Below are 17,272 nucleotides of genomic sequence, written 5' to 3'. Positions count from 1 at the left end.
GACTGACCCCTTAGTTTTTATCAGACCATCCGCCGCCCAACGCTTTATACAAATCGATCTGCGCCAGCAGCAGGTTATTTTTGGCTTGTACCACGCTGGTCTGCACCGAGAACAGCGTGCGCTGGGCATCCAGCTCGTCGAGATACGAGGAATACCCATTGCGATAGCGGTTCCGGGCAATGCGCAGCGTCTCTTGCGCCACCTCTTGCTGTGCCAGCAGCTCTTGCAGCTGCTCGCGATAGCGGGTAATGGCGTCCAGGCTGTCATTTACCTCGGCAAAGGCGTTACGGACCACTTTCTCATAGCGATAGAGCGCCTGGTTACGCTGAGACTGGGAGATGTCCACCTGTGCATTCAACGCCTGGCGGTTCAACAGCGGCGCCAGAATGCTGCCGCCGATGCTCCACAGCTGCAGGGGATTATCCAGCAGGCCCGGCAGGGTACGATCCTGTACTGATCCGGTGGCGGTCAGGTTGATGGATGGCAACAGGCTGGCGCGCGACGCGGCCAGCGTTGCGTCAGACGCAATAAGCTGACGCTCGGCCTGCACAATGTCAGGACGGCGATTTAACAGGGTTGAAGGAAGCTGCGACGGCAGGCGCAGGGGCGTCAACGTGTCGAACTCTGCGCTGCGGGCCACCTCTCCCGGATTTCCCCCCAGCAGCAAACTCAGCGCGTTCTCCTGCTGCACTATCTGATGTTGCAACTGCGGGATCTGCGCCCGCGTTGAGCGCAACTCGGAGTCCGACTGCATCAGCTCAAGCCGCGAGCTGTAGCCCGTCTCAAACTGCCGCTTCGCCAGGTTGTACGCCTCTTCGCGGGATTTCAGCGTAGATTGCGTCACCCGCAGCTGTTCATCCAGCGCCAGCAGGGTGACATACCCCGACGCGACCGACGAGGCGACCGTCAAATCGGCGGCCGCAGCCGCTGCTTTCTGCGCTGCCAGCGACGCTTCGGCAGCCCGGGCGTTGTTACGGTTCACGCCCCAGATATCCACGTCATAGCTGGCCGTCAGGCTGCCTTTATAGAGCGCGCCGTAAACAGGCTGGCCGGTCGCGGCAGATTGTGACCGCGCCCGCGTGCCGCTGACGCCAGCATCCAGCGACGGGAACAGGCTTCCTTCGGAGGCATACACCTGCGCCTGATACTCATTGATCCGCTCTCTGGCGATCAGCACATCGCTATTATTGCGCAGCGCCTGATCCACATACTGGTTGAGATGATTATCATGAAAATTGCGCCACCAGAGCTGCTCTGCCGGGCTGGCGGGGCCAGTCGTGGCGCGCCACTGGGCCGGGATCTGCAGCGAGGGTTTGGCCGGCGTGACGTCCACCGACTGGCAGGCAACAAGGGCCACGGCGATCGTCAGCGCCGCCATTGGACGAAGAGTCATTTCTCCTCCTCCGTATTGATCGTCACCTGGACCGACATTCCCGGGCGCAGCAGGGCAGACGCCTCCGGTTTACCCAGCACCTCGATGCGCACCGGGATCCGCTGTGCAATCTTCACAAAGTTGCCGGTAGCGTTATCCGGCGTGATGGCGCTGAACTCGACCCCTGTCGCCGGGGAGATGCTCTCGACGCGGCCCTCATAGGCCTTGCCGTTCAGGGCATCCACCGTGAACTTCACCGACTGACCCACCCGCAGGTTGGCCAGCTGCGTCTCTTTAATATTGGCAATGACCCAGTGTTGCGGTGGGACAAGGGTAGTGAGGTGGGTGCCGGCCGTCGCGTAGGCGCCCAGCCGCACCGCAATCTGCCCGAGCTGACCATCGCGCGGGGCGACAATACGGGTGTTTTGTAAATCGATTTGCGCCAGTTCCAGCGCCGCTTTAGCGTTTTCGACATCGGCCTCCAGCGAGCCGCGATTCACAATGACCGTCTGCAAATCCTGACGTGACATCTCCAGCGTCGCTTTGGCCTGGTCGATATCGGCGTTGCCCTGTGCCGCGCTCGCCAGGGCAGCATCGCGCTCACGAATCGAGAGCGAGCCGTCGGCAGTAAGATCCTTCACCCGCTTCAGGTCGGCCTGAGTTTTCAGACTCTGCGCCCGGGCGTTTTTCAGCGCCGCGTCGTTACGCAGGATCACCGCTTCGGCACTTTTACGCTGTTGCTGGTTATTTTTCAGCGCCGCGATTTTCATCGCCAGCTGCGCCTCAGCCTGATGTACGCGCTGGCGATAGATGCGGTCATCAATCTGCAGCAAGAGCTGACCTTTTTTCACCCGGTCAAAATCTTGTACATGCACCTCGGTGATATAGCCGTTGACCTGTGGGCTGATAAAGGTGGTCTGCCCGCGCACGTAGGCGTTATCAGTAAACTGCGTATGGCGAGTGAAAGGGGGCAATTGCCACGCGTAGAGAATTACCAGCACGCCAACGATGACGATGGCGGCGGCGGCGAACACGGATACCACGCGCAAATTGTTACGGGTATTGGCCTGCTCTTTGGCGGCATCCTGCTGACTCATAACCACTCCTGAAATAACGCATTGATCATTGTTTTAACATCCATTATTTACTGCCTGTTGCCCTTTTCAGCGCCAGCCTGGCCGTGATACGCAGCCGCAGCAATCGCCATAAAATCCAGAGCAGGGTGACGGTCGCAATTCCCGCCGTCAGAAGATAAGTATCGTTATAAGCCAGAATATTTGCCTGCAGCGTGCTGACAGTTTGTAGCTGGGTGGCGGCCTGGGTGCTCAGCAATGCGCTGTCGCCAATCAGGCTGCGATACATCTGGCTGTAGAGATGCAACCGTTCATTCACCAGCGGATTCAGGGTCGTGAGTTGATCGGCCAGCATGCTGGAGTGGTACTTCTCGCGCCAGGTCTGGAAGGTCCCGAGGATCGCCGAGCCCAGCAAGCCGCCAATGTTCTGGCTCATTCCAAACAGCACCGAAAAGCTCACCAGGTTACGTGGATCGGCAATGACGCCGCCAATGCCGGCCAGCATCGCAGGGGCAAGGAAGAAGGCGCTACCGAAGCCGAGCAGGAACTGGCTCAGCATGAGCTGATCCGGGCGGGTCAGGCTGGTGGACTGGCTATCGAGCAGCGAGGCCACAATCATTAACACCAGCGAGGTAACAATCGGCCAGGCGAGCTTTGTGGGTTTGATGGTCAGGCAACTGACGGTGATGCCGCAGGCGATACCGGCGAAGATCGACCAGGCCAGGTGGGTCATCTGCTCGTTTTGCAGTCCCACATATTGCAGCCAGCCGATCACACCGGTGTTCTGTTCCGCCAGCACAATGCGGATCAGCAGCATAATCAGCCCCAGACGCACAATGCTGCCGCTGGAGAGCCAGCGCGTGTTCAGCAGCGGATTGCTGCGGTTGTGCTCAAAGACAATCGCCGTCACGATCAGCACCAGGGACAGCGCCAGAGACCAGCCGATCCAGGGGGTTTCAAACCACCACTCAAGCCTGCCCAGCGACAGCACCGCACACAGCAGCGCCATACCCGGCGCCAGCAAAATAAAGGTGATGAAATCTTTCTTCTCAAAAACTTTTCGCCGATCGCCGGGGGGCAGCTTCAGGGCGATAACGCAGCCCAGCGAAATCAGCGCCAGCCCCAGTTCAAACAGATACAGGCCGCGCCACTCTTCTAGCTGCAACAGCTCGGTAGAGAAGAGGCGGGCGATAGGAATGGCCAGTGACGAACCGGTGATGCCGATGGTCAGGGCTTTTAAGCGGTGTTTGGCGGGCCAGGCCTGAATCTGATAATAGATCCCAAGCGAACTCAGCGCCGCCGCTACCATGCCGTGAGCGGCGCGCACCATCAGCGCAGAGCTAAGATCATTCACAAACAGGTGAAAGAATGTCACCAGCACATAGAGCACCAAAAAACCTTCGGTGAATGCGCGTAAGCCAAACTGCTGGCGAAACTTCACCAGCAGCAAGTTAATCGAGACGTTCGTCATGACGTAAACCGCAGGTAGCCAGGCGATCTCCGTTGACCAGGCGGCAAAGGTGCCCTGCAGGTTTTGCAGGTTTGCCGAAACCATCGCATTGCCCAGCGCCCCGGTCAGGCATACCAACAGCCCGACAATGCCGTAAGCCACGCGTTTGGGGGTGCTGTGCACGGGGGTTGACGGCGATCCCAGCAGCATCGGTTTTTCATGGGGCTGCCACTCGCGAGGAGCATAGGGGTCGCGTTGAGGCAGGCGCATAAGGGTTGTTACCTATAGTTTTGTTGAATAGTTAGAGGGCTAATGATTCTATGTCTGACGCAATTACAAATTCAAGTGAAGATGATACGAGTCAGTTAATCAAATGTGCTGCAATTTACATGATTAGCGGGCCGGTCTGCCGCTATTTCTCTTCCAGGCACGCTTTTCCCCTCATTTTCAGCATATCCTTAATGCAGCGGCGGCAAGCCTCTACCACGCTTATCGTTTTCACTATAAGGATAGCCATAATATGAGACGCATATTCAGCTCCCTCTTTTCCAGTCCGGAATCTTTACTGCAGGTCATGAGCCAACAAGAGATCATCGAAGCCGTCGAAGACGGCGATCGTATTATTATCGATCAAGATGGTAACGCATCGGTTAATTTCAAAAGCAAAGCGGTGCGCGAGGATTTTCTGCGCCATGTGACCGCGCTGAAGAGGGCGTAACGTGGGAACGGCGATATTTATGGTGTTGATGGTCTGTGGATACTGGTACACCAGCCGCGACCTCTCCACCCGATTTAAGATCAAGCGCTCTTTCGGTTGGGATGTCTATTTCCTTGTCGCCCTTTACGGCTGTATCTTCGTGTTGCAAGGGGTTCTGGCGACAGGGCTGCTCTGGTTACTGCTGCTGATGCTCTCCTTCCTCGCCAACAAATTCCACTTCACATCTGAACGCTATGCCGACTGGCAAGTGGACTTTATGAACTGGAGTTTTCTCGGTATCCAGGCGCCGGTGGTGGTGATGCTGGCTTTTGCCATCCTCTTTTGTCTCTACCGCTCAAACTGGGCCGGTAGCGCCCGGCTCGATGGTGAAGGCAGGAAAATGCTCTATAAACGGCTGGCGCAATCCAGCGGGATTGAGCAGCTGCTTTATCAATGTATGGAGGCGGGGGAGCTGGCACTGGTGACCCTCAAGTCGCGCCGAATCTATGTCGGGATGGTGCATACCGCGAGTCTGGAATATGAAAAAACGGCCAATATCGTTCTGATCCCGATGTTAAGCGGCTACCGCGATGGCAAAACGATGAGTCTGTGTATTGAGCATAACTACAGTCGCTGGTATGCAGATCATGACATTACCCTGGATTCAGAACCCGAAAGCGCGATGGCCTTCAGAAGGGTGATTATGCTCGATCAGGTTGAGAGTTTGGCGCTTTTTGACCCAGCCAGCGCGAGTTCGCTGGAGCTGGCGCAGCGTGCCGACGTCAATAATGAAGAGTCAGAATGTCCAGCGGAGGAAGAAAAGCCTGATATGGCGGAGAGATGACTAACGAATAAATAAAAAAGGGCCCGAAGGCCCTTAGTCTTACTTACGGCCCAACAGCAGGCCCAGTACGACACCCACTGCACCCGCGGCAATTAAGCCACTCAGTGGATTATTTTTCACGGTATCCGTCACGTCAGTCAGGACATCGCTGGCTTTCGCAGCGTATTTACGACCCGCGCCTTTGAACTCATGCTCAGGGGAGTCGAAAACTTTACCAAATTGCTGCTGCGCAGCGCCGGCTGCTTCATCCAGTTTGTTTTTGGCTTTTTCGCCCGCATACTTTGCGTCATTATCGATATTTTGGTCTGACATAGCATTCTCCTTTGATGTTCAGGATTAAGCATAGACCCGAATTTAGATCAGCATCGAAGAATGAGAATCATACCTGGAGCAACTCAGGTAAATAAGCCGAGGCTATGCCCGTTCCACTATCCTTATAAGGTAACTCTCGTTTCATAAGGTAACTCTCGTTTCGGCTTTCAGAGAGATCCTCTATTCATGGCCGACCTGCACGTTACCCTGAGCTAAAGAGATGGAAGGAGGTAACGATGACGCTAACAATCTTCCCGTGTTTGCCGGATAAAACGCTGGCAGCGGTAAATACCCTTGGCGTGTGGCTTGCGGAAGAGCACTTAACGCACTCGGCGGCGCCTCCACAGGCCGATCTGGTGGTGCTGGCAGGGAATGCGGTGATCCCCTCAATCGATGCGGCCTGCCGTCTGGCAGCCGATCTCAACGTTCCGCTGTTGATAAGCGGCGGTATTGGCCACTCCACTACCTTTTTATACGCCGCCATTGCGCAGCACCCGCTTTATAACAGGGTGCGGACCACCGGTAAGGCCGAGGCCGCCATCCTGGCGGAGATCGCTCAGCAGTTCTGGCATATTCCGGCTGAACGGGTGGTGATAGAAGATCAGTCCACCAACTGCGGTGAGAATGCGCGCTTTAGCTGGGCGCTGATGCAGCATCATCCGCTGCCGGCGAGCCGGGTGATTGTAGTGCAGGACCCCACCATGCAGCGCCGCACCATGGCGACCTTCGCTCGCGTCTGTCGGGATGAACCGGCTGCGCCCCAGTGGATCAGCCATCCGGGCCTCGTACCGCAGCTGCAGAACAGTGAAGATGGCCTGGTATTCAGCGGCGGTGGCGAAGGGCTGTGGCCGGTAGAGCGCTATCTATCGCTGGTGCTGGGCGAGCTGCCGCGCCTGCGCGATGATATCAATGGCTATGGCCCGACAGGACACGACTTTATCGCGCACGTTGATATTCCCCGGGATGTGGAGGCGGCCTGGCAGATCCTGCGTAACGACGCCGTTCTCACCGACGCCCTGACCAGTCGCTCACTGTTGTAATTTTCTGCCCGTTTGCGATGGCTTTTTCGCAAACGGGCATTCTTTGTTACCGTAATGTAATGACAATGGGTTGCTGACGCGATTCTTTTTTGAGATGTCTCACAAAAACAGCGCGATACAGTAGGAATGCGGGTCTGTATCTGTAGTTTTTAACAATAATTTTACTTGTTAAAAACAGTGTAATTACAGGAGCAGGTCATGACAGTACCCGTACAACATCCTATGTATATCGATGGACAGTTTGTAGCCTGGCAGGGTGATGCCTGGATTGATGTGATCAACCCGGCTACCGAAGAGGTCATTTCCCGTATTCCCGATGGTAGCGCTGAAGATGCCCGCAAGGCGATCGACGCGGCTGAACGCGCTCAGGCTGGCTGGGAAGCGCTGCCTGCTATCGAACGCGCTGGCTGGTTACGTAAAATTTCAGCAGGCATTCGTGAGCGCGCCAGCGAAATTAGCGCCCTGATTGTCGCCGAGGGCGGCAAGATCCAGCAGCTGGCCGACGTTGAAGTGAACTTTACCGCTGACTATATCGACTATATGGCCGAGTGGGCGCGTCGCTACGAAGGGGAGATCCTGCAAAGCGATCGCCCGGGTGAGAACATTTTGCTGTTCAAACGTGCTCTCGGTGTCACCACCGGCATTCTGCCGTGGAACTTCCCGTTCTTCCTGATTGCCCGCAAACTGGCGCCGGCGCTGCTGACCGGTAATACCATTGTCATCAAGCCGAGCGAGTTCACGCCGAATAACGCCATCGCCTTCGCTAAAATTGTGGATGAGATCGGCCTGCCGAAAGGGGTCTTTAACCTGGTGCTGGGGCGCGGTGAAACCGTGGGTCAGGAGCTGGCGGGCAACCCGAAAGTGGCGATGGTCAGCATGACCGGCAGCGTAGGGGCGGGCGAGAAGATCATGACCGCAGCGGCGAAAAACATCACCAAAGTTTGCCTGGAGCTGGGCGGTAAAGCCCCGGCCATCGTGATGGATGATGCTGACCTGGAGCTGGCGGTGAAGGCTATCGTCGATTCACGGGTGATCAACACCGGGCAGGTCTGTAACTGCGCCGAGCGCGTGTATGTTCAGAAAGGGATTTACGACCGCTTTGTCAATCGCCTGGGCGAGGCGATGAAAGCCGTACAGTTCGGCAATCCGGCCGAGCGCAACGATATTGCTATGGGGCCGCTGATCAATGCCGCGGCGCTGGAGCGCGTCGAGCAGAAAGTGGCGCGCGCGGTGCAGGAGGGGGCGAAAGTGGTGCTCGGCGGTAAAGCGGTAGCGGGCAAGGGCTATTACTACCCGCCGACGCTGCTGCTGGATGTGCGCCAGGAGATGACCATCATGCACGAAGAGACCTTCGGTCCGGTGCTGCCGGTGGTGGTGTTCGACACCCTGGACGATGCGCTGGCCATGGCGAACGACAGCGACTACGGTCTGACCTCGTCTATCTACACCCAGGATCTCAACGTGGCGATGAAAGCCATCAAAGGGCTGAAGTTCGGCGAAACCTACATCAACCGCGAAAACTTCGAGGCGATGCAGGGCTTCCACGCCGGCTGGCGGAAATCGGGGATCGGCGGGGCGGATGGCAAACATGGTCTGCATGAGTATCTGCAGACGCAGGTGGTCTATTTGCAGTCCTGATAGCAACGGCAACCCGAAGTTAGTTATGCCTGATAGTTAAGCACGGTGGAAGGGTTCCGTTCAACGCAGAAGAGATGCCTGAGTGAACGGAATCTTTCCACTTGAGTGACGTAGAAACGCCGAATTGCTTAACTGACGGGCATGACAATCGCCAGGTTGCCGTTTTACTTATACCTTTGTCGCTATCCAGTTCATCATCAACTCCGGCCAGATGGCCGCCGGCAATCCCTGCGCATCGCGTATGCCGAATCCATGCTTGCCGCGCTCAAACAGATGCATCTCCACCGGTACGCCCAGCCGACGCAGGGCGTTAAACATCACCAGGCTGTTCTCCACTTTTACTGCCGGATCGTCCACGGCATGCAGCAAAAACGTGGGCGGGGCGTCGGCACTGGCGCGATCCTCCAGCGAGTAATGGCGAATCTGTTCCGCGGTTGGCGTATCACCAATCAGCTCATGGCGCGAACCGGGATGGTCGATATCTGCGTGCATCGTGATCACCGGGTAGACCAGCGCCATAAAGGCCGGGCGGGCGTCATGCTCGTCGATGGCATCCCGCAGTGTGTAGACCGGTTCATCATGCCGTGTACCGAGGCTCGCGGCGACGTGCCCCCCCGCCGAGAAGCCGAGTACGCCGATGCGGCTTGCGTCGAGCTTCCACTCGGCCGCTCTGGCGCGAAGGGTGCGCATGGCGCGTTGCACGTCGGCCAGCGGCGCATTGGCACCCTCCTCGTGGCCGTCGCCGGGCATCCGGTAGGTCATTACAAACAGGGTATAACCGCGCTGATTAAAGGACGAGGCGAGGGCGCTGCCCTCTTTATCCAGCACCACGCGGCGATAAGAGCCACCCGGTGCAACCAGGATCCCCACACCGTTCGGCCGGGCAGGGGCATAGACGGTGATCTGCGGAGCGCGCACCCCGGTCACGGAACGATCGTAGTCAGAGGTGCCAGTATGTTTCGGTTCGGGGGTAAAGACCGCATCGCTGGCGGCGGCACCCGGCGCTTCGCCTTCGGGCCAGATGTGGAAGGTCGTGGCCTGGCTGACGGCCTGCGCCATCTGGCGTTCGAGTGTTTCGCGGCTGAGTGATTCCATAACAACGCTCCTTCTGAAGTAAGTGGTTGTTATAACAGAGTCACGAAAGGGAAAACTTGCACCTATTCACAAGGCGCGGACAGCAGGGCTGCCCGCGATGCGATTACAGTGCGGCAAATTTATCCAGCGTGCGCACCAGCTGGGTGACAAAGCCATATTCGTTGTCATACCAGGCAACGGTTTTTACCAGTTGCACATCACCGGCCTCGGTCACTTCGGTCTGGGTGGCATCAAATACCGAACCAAAATGCGAGCCGATCACGTCGGAAGAGACAATCTCTTCGTCGGTATAGCCGAAGGACTCATTGCCCTCGGTGGCTTTTTTCAGCGCCTGGTGGATCTCCTCCACGGTCACTTTTTTCTCCAGAATCGAGACCAGTTCAGTCACGGAGCCGGTCTTCACCGGTACGCGCTGGGCGTGACCCTTCAGTTTGCCGCTTAGCGCCGGGATCACCAGCCCAATGGCCTTCGCCGCGCCAGTGGTATGGGGAATAATATTCTCTGCCGCCGCCCGGGAAGCGCGCAGATCCTTACCGCGCGGGCCATCCACCAGCGCCTGGGTGCCGGTATACGCGTGGATGGTGGTCATGGTGCCCACCTTTATGCCGAATGCGTCATGCAGCACTTTGGCCAGCGGCGCCAGGCAGTTGGTGGTGCAGGAGGCGACGGAGATAATGGTGTCGCTGGCGTCGATGGTGTCGTCATTGACGTTAAAGACGATGGTTTTCATCTCCCCGGCCGGCGCAGAGATCAGCACTTTTTTCGCGCCCGCCTCAATATGTGCCTGTGATTTTTCCTGAGAGGTGTAAAAACCGGTGCACTCTACCACCAGATCGACCCCGGCCGCTTTCCACGGAATATGGCTCGCCTCTTTTTCGGCATACACCGAGATCGATTTTCCATCGACAATCAGCGAATCTTCGGTGAAATCCACACTCCAGGGGAAGGGGCCATAGTTTGAATCGTGCTTTAACAGGTAGGCCAGAACTTTGGGGGAGGTTAAATCATTAATTGCGACCACGGTGTTGCTGTCTTTCGTCTCCAGCAGGCGGCGAAGTACCAGGCGTCCAATGCGTCCAAATCCGTTAATGCCAATTTTACTCATGGTGTGCTCCTGAATGAACGTAACGATACGTTGAACCTCTCCAGGATTAGACTATGAATCTTGCCAGGGCAACTGAATATGCTTCATGTGACGGGAAGTTTTTGAAAACGCATAGAGAAAACTTAATGAATTTTTAAGTAAAGGTGGTTATGTTGACGCTTTCGACGTTTCGTTCAGGAAAATGTATGCGCAATAAATATACCGGCCTGCAAATCAGCATTCACTGGCTGGTCTTTCTGCTGGTGATCGTGGCCTACTGCGCCATGGAGTTCCGCGGCCTGTTTCCGCGCTCGGCCCGCCCAGTCATTAACATGGTTCACGTCTCTTGCGGCATCTCTATTCTGGTGCTGATGGTGACGCGCTTGCTGGTGCGCCTGAAATACCCGGCGCCGCCTATCGTGCCGAAGCCGAAATCGATGTATATCGGGCTGTCGCATCTGGGGCATCTCCTCATTTATCTGCTGTTTATTGCGCTGCCGCTGATTGGGCTGGTGATGATGTATAACCGTGGCAATACCTGGTTTGCTTTTGGGCTGGGTATGCCGCACGCGGCAGAGTCCAATTTTGAGGTGGTGGATCTGCTGAAGAGCTGGCATGTCACCCTCGCGAAGGCGGGTTACTTTATTATTGGCATTCACGCCTTTGCCGCGCTGCTGCACCACTATTACTGGAAAGACAACACCCTGCTGCGTATGATGCCGAAAAAGCGTTCCTGACCGCACACCAGGCGCCGTTCAAACCCGCTCCCCGTAGCGGGTTTTTGTTTTTCTCGCGCCAGTTCACATTTTCATCTTTCGCGCTGGGTATTTTACGCCTAAAGGGTATATCTATAATAGAAACACTGTCGCGCGTTCATCCTGTCCGGCATTTGCTGGTATGATCGTCAGGCCGCTTCGCGTTCCACCGCCCGCCAGTCGGCACCCTGCAAAGGAGAGAGTATGAACCCCTCAGCTCAGCCCTCATTAGATCGCGCGGTATCCGAAAAGGAGATCCCCGTGGCCCGCAAACTCCGTAAGGTGCTGCTCGCCACCGGCGTTGGCCATTTTGTCGAATGGTTCGATTTTGGGCTTTACGGTACGCTGGCCGCGATTATTGGCCTGCAGTTCTTTCATGCGGAGAGCCCCGCGGTAGCGCTGCTGTCGTCGTTTGCGGTATTTGGTGCCGGGTTTGTCATGCGCCCGCTTGGGGGACTCTATTTCGGCTCGCTTGGGGATCGCATAGGCCGACGCAAGGTACTGGCGACGGTGATCCTGCTGACCTCTGGCGCAACCTTTGTAATGGGGCTGCTGCCCACCTTTTCGCAGATTGGCATCACCGCCACGGTGCTGCTGGTGATCACCCGCCTGATTCAGGGATTTGCCGCCGGGGGCGAAAGCGCCGGTGCGACCACGTTCCTTGCGGAATATGCGCCTGACGCGCGCCGCGGTTACTTTACCTGCTGGATAGACAACTTTGGATTCATGGCCTTTGTTGCCGGTTCCGGGCTGGTGTTCTTGCTTACCGCAGGGTTGGGTGAGGCGGCAATGAACGACTGGGGCTGGCGCATTCCGTTTTTGATCGCCGGGCCGCTGGGTTGGGTGGGGCTGTACCTGCGAAACCAGCTTGAAGACTCCCCCGAATTTCTCGAAACGCTCAAGAGCGGTAAAACCGAAGCCGCACCGCTGCATGCTGCCGTAACCAAAGCCTGGGGCGCGCTCTTCTTCTGCGTCGGTTTTGTGGTGATCAAAGCGGTAGGGCACTGGACGCTGCAAACCTTTATGCCCAGCTATCTCTCTACCGAGATGCACTATTCGAAGCTGGATTCTTATGCCATCACCACCCTCGGGCTGTTTGGCATTGCGGTCATGGTGCCTTTTATGGGGTATCTCTCGGATAAATTTGGCCGTAAGCCGCTAATGCTGGCCGGGTGCGCCGGTTTTATCCTCTTTACTTACCCGGCAATGATGGTAATGGCCAATGGCGATATGCTCTCTGCCGTGCTGGCCATGCTGCTGCTGGGGGCCTTTATCGCCGCCTTCGATGGCGCCTGCAGCGCGGCAATGGCCGAGCTATTTCCTACCCGTATTCGTTACGGTGGGATGGCGATTGCTTACAACCTGGCGGTGGCCTTCTTTGGCGGCATCACGCCGTGGTTCTCTGCCTACCTGATGACCGCGACCGGCAATCCATTCTCGCCAGCGCTGTATGTGATGGGCGCGGCGCTTATCACCTTCCTGACGGTACTGCGCGCCAGAGAGACGGCAGGGCTGCCGTTGCGCCGCTAAGGCCATAAAAAAAGCCCGGAGTGACGCTCCGGGCTAAGCAAAAAACACAAAACGCATTTCACTACTCAACAGCTGATTACTTGATTTCACGTCTGGCCATGGTGTCTACCAGCCAGTTCTGGAGCGGGTCGAGCTCCAGCGTAGATTCGTGGGTAGGGTCGTCCAGCTTTCTGGCGACCTGCATCCCGGGGCCACTTTCCGGCGAACGGAGCAACTCGCTATCACCCGCCATCATCCAGCCAACATCGTCACCGCAACGATGACTGTTACGCACATTACGAACTCGTCGTCTTAAATGCAGCATAATCAACCTCCGCAAATTCAATCAGGTCTCAGGGCATTTATTTACGCATATTTACGCACGGTGCTTAATTTATTTCTGGCTACCAATAAGAGCGGCCAAAGAATATATTGGAACTGTTATTCTGCAGCTTTACGACCACCGCCGCGGCTATTTTGTCCGCCTTTTTTGCCCGCTTCAGATGCGCGCTGTGGATCGTTTTTAAAGTTGCCACCACTGCGCTGTCCACCTTTGCGCCCGGCCGCGGACGCACGCTCACGGTCTGCTGCAAAATTACCGGAACCGCCTCGATGTGTTGTCATAAACGTTCTCCTGTTTTCAATATAGATATTCCAGTGTAGGGAATGAAACACTCCGCAAGGTTGCAGAAATAAATGTAGACCGAACGGCGAAATGATCAAGTAAGCCAGCCAGGGCATTATTTTAGTGCGCATTAAATATTCTAAGAATATATCGCTGTAGATAAAGGAGTTAGCGCAGGAAATATAATTTTCGCCTGGTTTACCGCCGTAGGGGAGGAGTGGAAAACCTGACAAAAGTGAAGGTTTTGTGGAAAATTAAGATTTGTCCTGGATGTGCTAACGCCGATTCCGGAGGCACGCAGGGTGACATTTTCTTAGGCTGAACTGTCAATTACGCGCCAGGCCGCGGTGTACAACGCATGGATAAATCTGTCGAAAATCTGAACGGATTGATAAATGCGTAGGAGGCAATTTCTCTTTGCTACCCCTTATAGCCGTTTTCTTATTCATTTCAGTTGTCATGATTAGCCTGCTGTTTTTTTATTCTGCCCCGGATTTACAAATTTTAATTTTCTGCAAAGAGAAACAGTTAGCTGCGGCCTGGCGAAAGCATAACCAGCCGCGGCAAAAATGCCGCTTGATCGTCTTCGTCATTGAAACTACTGTATATAAAAACAGTATAAGAGGCGTGTATAATGATGTTGTACAGACCCGCAGAGTTGCGCGAAGTAATAGCGCTCCCCCTTTTTAGTGATTTAGTTCAGTGTGGCTTCCCCAGCCCGGCGCAAGATTATGTCGAGCAGCGTATCGATCTGAATGCACTTTTAATCCAGCACCCCAGCGCGACCTATTTTGTGAAAGCAGCGGGGGATTCGATGATTGACGCCGGGATTGGCGACGGCGATTTGCTGGTGGTTGATAGCGCCAGAAAGGCGGACCACGGAGATATCGTGATTGCCGCCATTGAAGGCGAATTTACGGTGAAGCGCCTGCAGCTGCGCCCCCGGATCCAGCTCAACCCCATGAATAGTGCCTACTCACCGATAGTGATCGGCAGCGAAGCGTCGCTCGATATCTTCGGCGTGGTCACCTATATCATCAAAGCGACCCACTAGCATGTTTGCCCTCTGTGATGTGAATTCATTTTACGCGTCATGTGAAACCGTCTTCCGCCCGGATCTTCAGGGACGGCCGGTGGTGGTGCTGTCGAATAATGACGGCTGTGTGATTGCCCGCAGCGCCGAAGCAAAGGGGCTGGTAACAATGGGAGCGCCGTACTTTAAGCAGAAAGAGATTTTTCGCCGGCATAACATTGTGGCCTTCAGCAGCAACTACGAGCTGTATGCCGATATGAGCGCCAGGGTGATGGATACCCTGGAGCTGCTGACGCCGCGTGTAGAGATCTACTCCATCGACGAAGCCTTTTGCGACCTGACGGGGGTACGTAACTGCCGTGACCTCACGGAATTTGGCAAGGAGATCCGCGCCACCGTGAAACAGCATACTCACCTGACCGTCGGGGTCGGAATTGCACCCACGAAAACGCTCGCCAAGCTGGCGAATCATGCGGCAAAAAAATGGCAGACCCAGACGGGCGGCGTGCTGGACCTGTCGAATATTGATCGTCAGCGCAGGCTAATGGCCGCGCTGCCAGTCGAGGAGGTCTGGGGCGTGGGGCGACGCATCGGCAAACGGCTGGAGGCGATGGGGATCCGCACGGCGCTGGATCTGGCCGATACCCACATCGGGGTGATCCGCAAACATTTCAGCGTGGTGCTGGAGCGTACCGTGCGGGAGCTGCGCGGGGAATCGTGTCTGGGGTTTGAAGAATTTGTCCCCGACAAGCAGGAGATCGTCTGCTCGCGCTCCTTTGGTGAGTGGGTGAGCGACTATGAGTCAATGCGCCAGGCGATATGCAGCTATGCCTTTCGCGCGGCGGAAAAGCTGCGTAAAGAGCATCAGTACTGCCGGTTTATCTCCGCCTTTGTGAAAACTTCGCCCTTTGCCCTGAACGAGCCCTATTACGGGAACAGCGCCTCGGTAAAATTGCTGACGCCCACCCAGGACAGCCGTGACATCATCAACGCGGCGACCCGCTGTCTGGATAAAATCTGGCGAGAAGGGCATCGCTATCAAAAAGCGGGGGTGATGCTGGGCGATTTTTTCAGCATTGGCGTGGCGCAACTGAATCTCTTTGATGAAGCGCCGCCCCGGCATAACAGCGAAGCGCTAATGACGATAATGGATAAGATGAATGAGAAAGGGCGCGGCACGCTCTATTTTGCCGGGCAGGGGATTCAGCAGCAGTGGCAGATGAAGCGGGAGATGCTCTCACCGCGGTATACCACCCGAATAGGGGATTTGCTGCGCTGTCGTTAAATCGATGAGTGCCATCCAGGTTCGCCGTAAAGGCGGACGTAAGAAGACGATACTCAAAGCCCTACGCCCGGTACTGGCGTAGGGCTTATCCATGACAGGGCCGACAGGCCTCAGACTGTCGCCTTTCCGGTTGCCATGCCCGGCACCAGAATGATTTTGCGACACATCTCCTCTTTTTTTTCAAAGATCTCATACCCGCGTGCCGCCTCTTCCAAAGGAAGATGATGGGTAACAATCTCTTCTGGCGTCAGCAAGCCTTGCTCAATCAGATTTAATAAGTCCGGTAAATAGGCATGCACATGCGTCTGCCCCATTTTGAAGGTCAGCCCTTTATCGAACGCATCGCCAAACATAAACGCATGAATGAAACCGGCGTATACCCCCGGCACGCTGACGATCCCGCCCCGGCGAACCGCGGCGATACACTGTCTTATCGCTTTCCCGCTGCTGCCTTCAATTTTCAGGTTACTGAGCACCGTCTCGGTGAGGCTGCCTTTCGCTTCAAAACCAACGGCGTCAATTACGGCATCGACGCCACGATGGCCCGCGGTGTTCTCAATAATCCACTGGGCCGGATCGTCGTTTTTATCGAAATTGACAGGAATGGCACCATAACGCTGTTTCGCAAATTCGAGCCGGTAGTCGTTATGATCGATGATGAAAATCTGCTCTGCGCCACTGAGACGAGCACAGGCTGCGCTTAAGAGCCCGACAGGCCCGGCACCATAGATCGCCACGCTTGAACCCTGCGTGATTTCGGCATTCTTAACCGCTTGCCAGGCGGTAGGCAGAATATCTGAAAGGAAAAGCACTTTTTCATCGGACAGGGTGTCAGGGACTTTAAATGGCCCGGTATTAGCCTTCGGGACCCGGACATATTCCGCCTGACCGCCGGGGATGCCACCATACATATCGCTATAACCAAACAGCGCGGCGGGCGGGGTAATGCCCTTACGATTTAGTATTGCGCCCCTGCCGCTGTTGGTACTTTCACATGCCGCGTATTGATGCAGATGGCAGAAGAAGCAATCGCCGCAGGCGATAACAAACGGCACCACCACCCGATCGCCTTTTCGCACCGCAGTGACCTGTGACCCGGTTTCAACGACTTCACCCATAAATTCATGGCCAAAGATATCGCCATGGTGGGTGCCGGGAATTTTTCCGCGATACAAGTGAAGGTCTGAACCGCAGATGGCCGTCGCCGTCACGCGAAGGATAATGTCATCAGCTGCCTGCAGCCCAGGATCGGGCTGATTGTCGACGCTGACATGATGAGGACCATGGTAGGTAAGTGCTTTCATTAATGATTCTCCAGTGAATATTCGATAGCGAGTTCAGGAGGAATATTCATTCAGGGATGCTGGCAGAATGAATCTTATTAACTATAAAGCCTAGAGCAAAAGTTACGCATTCACCTAAAAAACCTGACGGGAGAGATTAACCTCTTTGTATTCAAT

17 protein-coding genes are annotated in these 17,272 nt (G+C 55.8%); 8 read left to right on the top strand and 9 right to left on the bottom strand.

Going from position 1 to position 17,272, the window contains the following annotated elements:
• Nucleotides 1-10: 10 nt before the first annotated feature.
• Genes WFN75_RS07625 through WFN75_RS07615 form a run of 3 tightly spaced genes read right to left on the bottom strand, consistent with a single transcriptional unit; the run spans nt 11 to nt 4,165 of the window.
• Complete coding sequence (locus WFN75_RS07625) at nt 11-1,393, bottom strand: efflux transporter outer membrane subunit (protein WP_286931788.1); 1,383 nt, start codon at nt 1,391-1,393, stop codon at nt 11-13.
• A complete protein-coding gene (locus WFN75_RS07620; protein WP_336995955.1) occupies nt 1,390-2,469 on the bottom strand; it encodes an HlyD family secretion protein in 1,080 nt (359 codons plus the stop codon). The genes WFN75_RS07625 and WFN75_RS07620 overlap by 4 nt, the downstream gene beginning before the upstream one ends.
• Before the next feature lie 43 nt (nt 2,470-2,512).
• Complete coding sequence (locus WFN75_RS07615) at nt 2,513-4,165, bottom strand: MFS transporter (protein ID WP_442913273.1); 1,653 nt, start codon at nt 4,163-4,165, stop codon at nt 2,513-2,515.
• A gap of 250 nt (nt 4,166-4,415) precedes the next feature.
• Here WFN75_RS07615 and WFN75_RS07610 point away from each other — a divergent pair, with 250 nt between their 5' ends.
• Nucleotides 4,416-4,613: a hypothetical protein gene (locus WFN75_RS07610; protein ID WP_046885321.1), complete on the top strand. Its 198-nt coding sequence runs from the start codon at nt 4,416-4,418 to the stop codon at nt 4,611-4,613.
• A gap of 1 nt (nt 4,614) precedes the next feature.
• Nucleotides 4,615-5,436, top strand: a complete 822-nt coding sequence (locus WFN75_RS07605) for a hypothetical protein (protein WP_336995954.1) — start codon at nt 4,615-4,617, stop codon at nt 5,434-5,436.
• 39 nt (nt 5,437-5,475) lie between these two features.
• On the opposite strand, the gene WFN75_RS07600 is transcribed toward WFN75_RS07605, so the two are convergent.
• On the bottom strand, nt 5,476-5,748 hold the full coding sequence (locus tag WFN75_RS07600; RefSeq protein ID WP_040075486.1) for a CsbD family protein: 273 nt from the start codon (nt 5,746-5,748) through the stop codon (nt 5,476-5,478).
• A 236-nt stretch (nt 5,749-5,984) separates the two neighbouring features.
• On the opposite strand from WFN75_RS07600, the gene WFN75_RS07595 reads away from it, so the two are divergent.
• Complete coding sequence (locus tag WFN75_RS07595; protein ID WP_336995953.1) at nt 5,985-6,788, top strand: YdcF family protein; 804 nt, start codon at nt 5,985-5,987, stop codon at nt 6,786-6,788.
• Nucleotides 6,789-6,986: 198 nt separating this feature from the next.
• A complete protein-coding gene (aldA, locus tag WFN75_RS07590) occupies nt 6,987-8,426 on the top strand; it encodes an aldehyde dehydrogenase (RefSeq protein ID WP_336995952.1) in 1,440 nt (479 codons plus the stop codon).
• 168 nt (nt 8,427-8,594) lie between these two features.
• On the opposite strand, the gene WFN75_RS07585 is transcribed toward aldA, so the two are convergent.
• Together WFN75_RS07585 and gap are read right to left on the bottom strand one after the other, a co-directional pair.
• Entirely contained in the window at nt 8,595-9,521 is a 927-nt protein-coding gene (locus WFN75_RS07585; protein WP_336995951.1) for an alpha/beta hydrolase, read from the bottom strand.
• A 103-nt stretch (nt 9,522-9,624) separates the two neighbouring features.
• The gene (gap, locus tag WFN75_RS07580) at nt 9,625-10,626 is read right to left on the bottom strand and encodes a type I glyceraldehyde-3-phosphate dehydrogenase (protein WP_325945701.1); all 1,002 of its coding nucleotides are present in this window, start codon (nt 10,624-10,626) and stop codon (nt 9,625-9,627) included.
• Nucleotides 10,627-10,811: 185 nt separating this feature from the next.
• On the opposite strand from gap, the gene cybB reads away from it, so the two are divergent.
• Nucleotides 10,812-11,342, top strand: coding sequence for a cytochrome b561 (gene cybB, locus WFN75_RS07575; RefSeq protein ID WP_040075490.1), 531 nt, complete (start codon nt 10,812-10,814; stop codon nt 11,340-11,342).
• A 222-nt stretch (nt 11,343-11,564) separates the two neighbouring features.
• Nucleotides 11,565-12,890, top strand: coding sequence for an MFS transporter (locus WFN75_RS07570; RefSeq protein WP_052452747.1), 1,326 nt, complete (start codon nt 11,565-11,567; stop codon nt 12,888-12,890).
• A gap of 76 nt (nt 12,891-12,966) precedes the next feature.
• On the opposite strand, the gene WFN75_RS07565 is transcribed toward WFN75_RS07570, so the two are convergent.
• Both WFN75_RS07565 and WFN75_RS07560 read right to left on the bottom strand, forming a co-directional pair.
• A complete protein-coding gene (locus WFN75_RS07565; protein WP_207291795.1) occupies nt 12,967-13,164 on the bottom strand; it encodes a hypothetical protein in 198 nt (65 codons plus the stop codon).
• Nucleotides 13,165-13,310: 146 nt separating this feature from the next.
• On the bottom strand, nt 13,311-13,493 hold the full coding sequence (locus WFN75_RS07560; protein WP_040075491.1) for a general stress protein: 183 nt from the start codon (nt 13,491-13,493) through the stop codon (nt 13,311-13,313).
• Nucleotides 13,494-14,128: 635 nt separating this feature from the next.
• Between WFN75_RS07560 and WFN75_RS07555 the strand changes: the two genes are divergently transcribed.
• Both WFN75_RS07555 and WFN75_RS07550 read left to right on the top strand, forming a co-directional pair.
• Nucleotides 14,129-14,548: a translesion error-prone DNA polymerase V autoproteolytic subunit gene (locus WFN75_RS07555; RefSeq protein ID WP_040075493.1), complete on the top strand. Its 420-nt coding sequence runs from the start codon at nt 14,129-14,131 to the stop codon at nt 14,546-14,548.
• 1 nt (nt 14,549) lies between these two features.
• Complete coding sequence (locus WFN75_RS07550) at nt 14,550-15,812, top strand: Y-family DNA polymerase (RefSeq protein ID WP_336995950.1); 1,263 nt, start codon at nt 14,550-14,552, stop codon at nt 15,810-15,812.
• A 110-nt stretch (nt 15,813-15,922) separates the two neighbouring features.
• Here the strand turns inward: WFN75_RS07550 and WFN75_RS07545 are convergent, their stop codons facing one another.
• Entirely contained in the window at nt 15,923-17,116 is a 1,194-nt protein-coding gene (locus WFN75_RS07545) for a zinc-dependent alcohol dehydrogenase (protein ID WP_233803420.1), read from the bottom strand.
• Nucleotides 17,117-17,272: the final 156 nt, after the last annotated feature.

It is taken from the genome of Leclercia sp. UBA7405 (assembly GCF_037152215.1).
Taxonomy (GTDB): Bacteria; Pseudomonadota; Gammaproteobacteria; order Enterobacterales; family Enterobacteriaceae; genus Enterobacter; species Enterobacter pneumoniae.
Note: the sequence above shows the minus strand (reverse complement) of the source record. Positions and strands in the feature narration are given on the sequence as shown.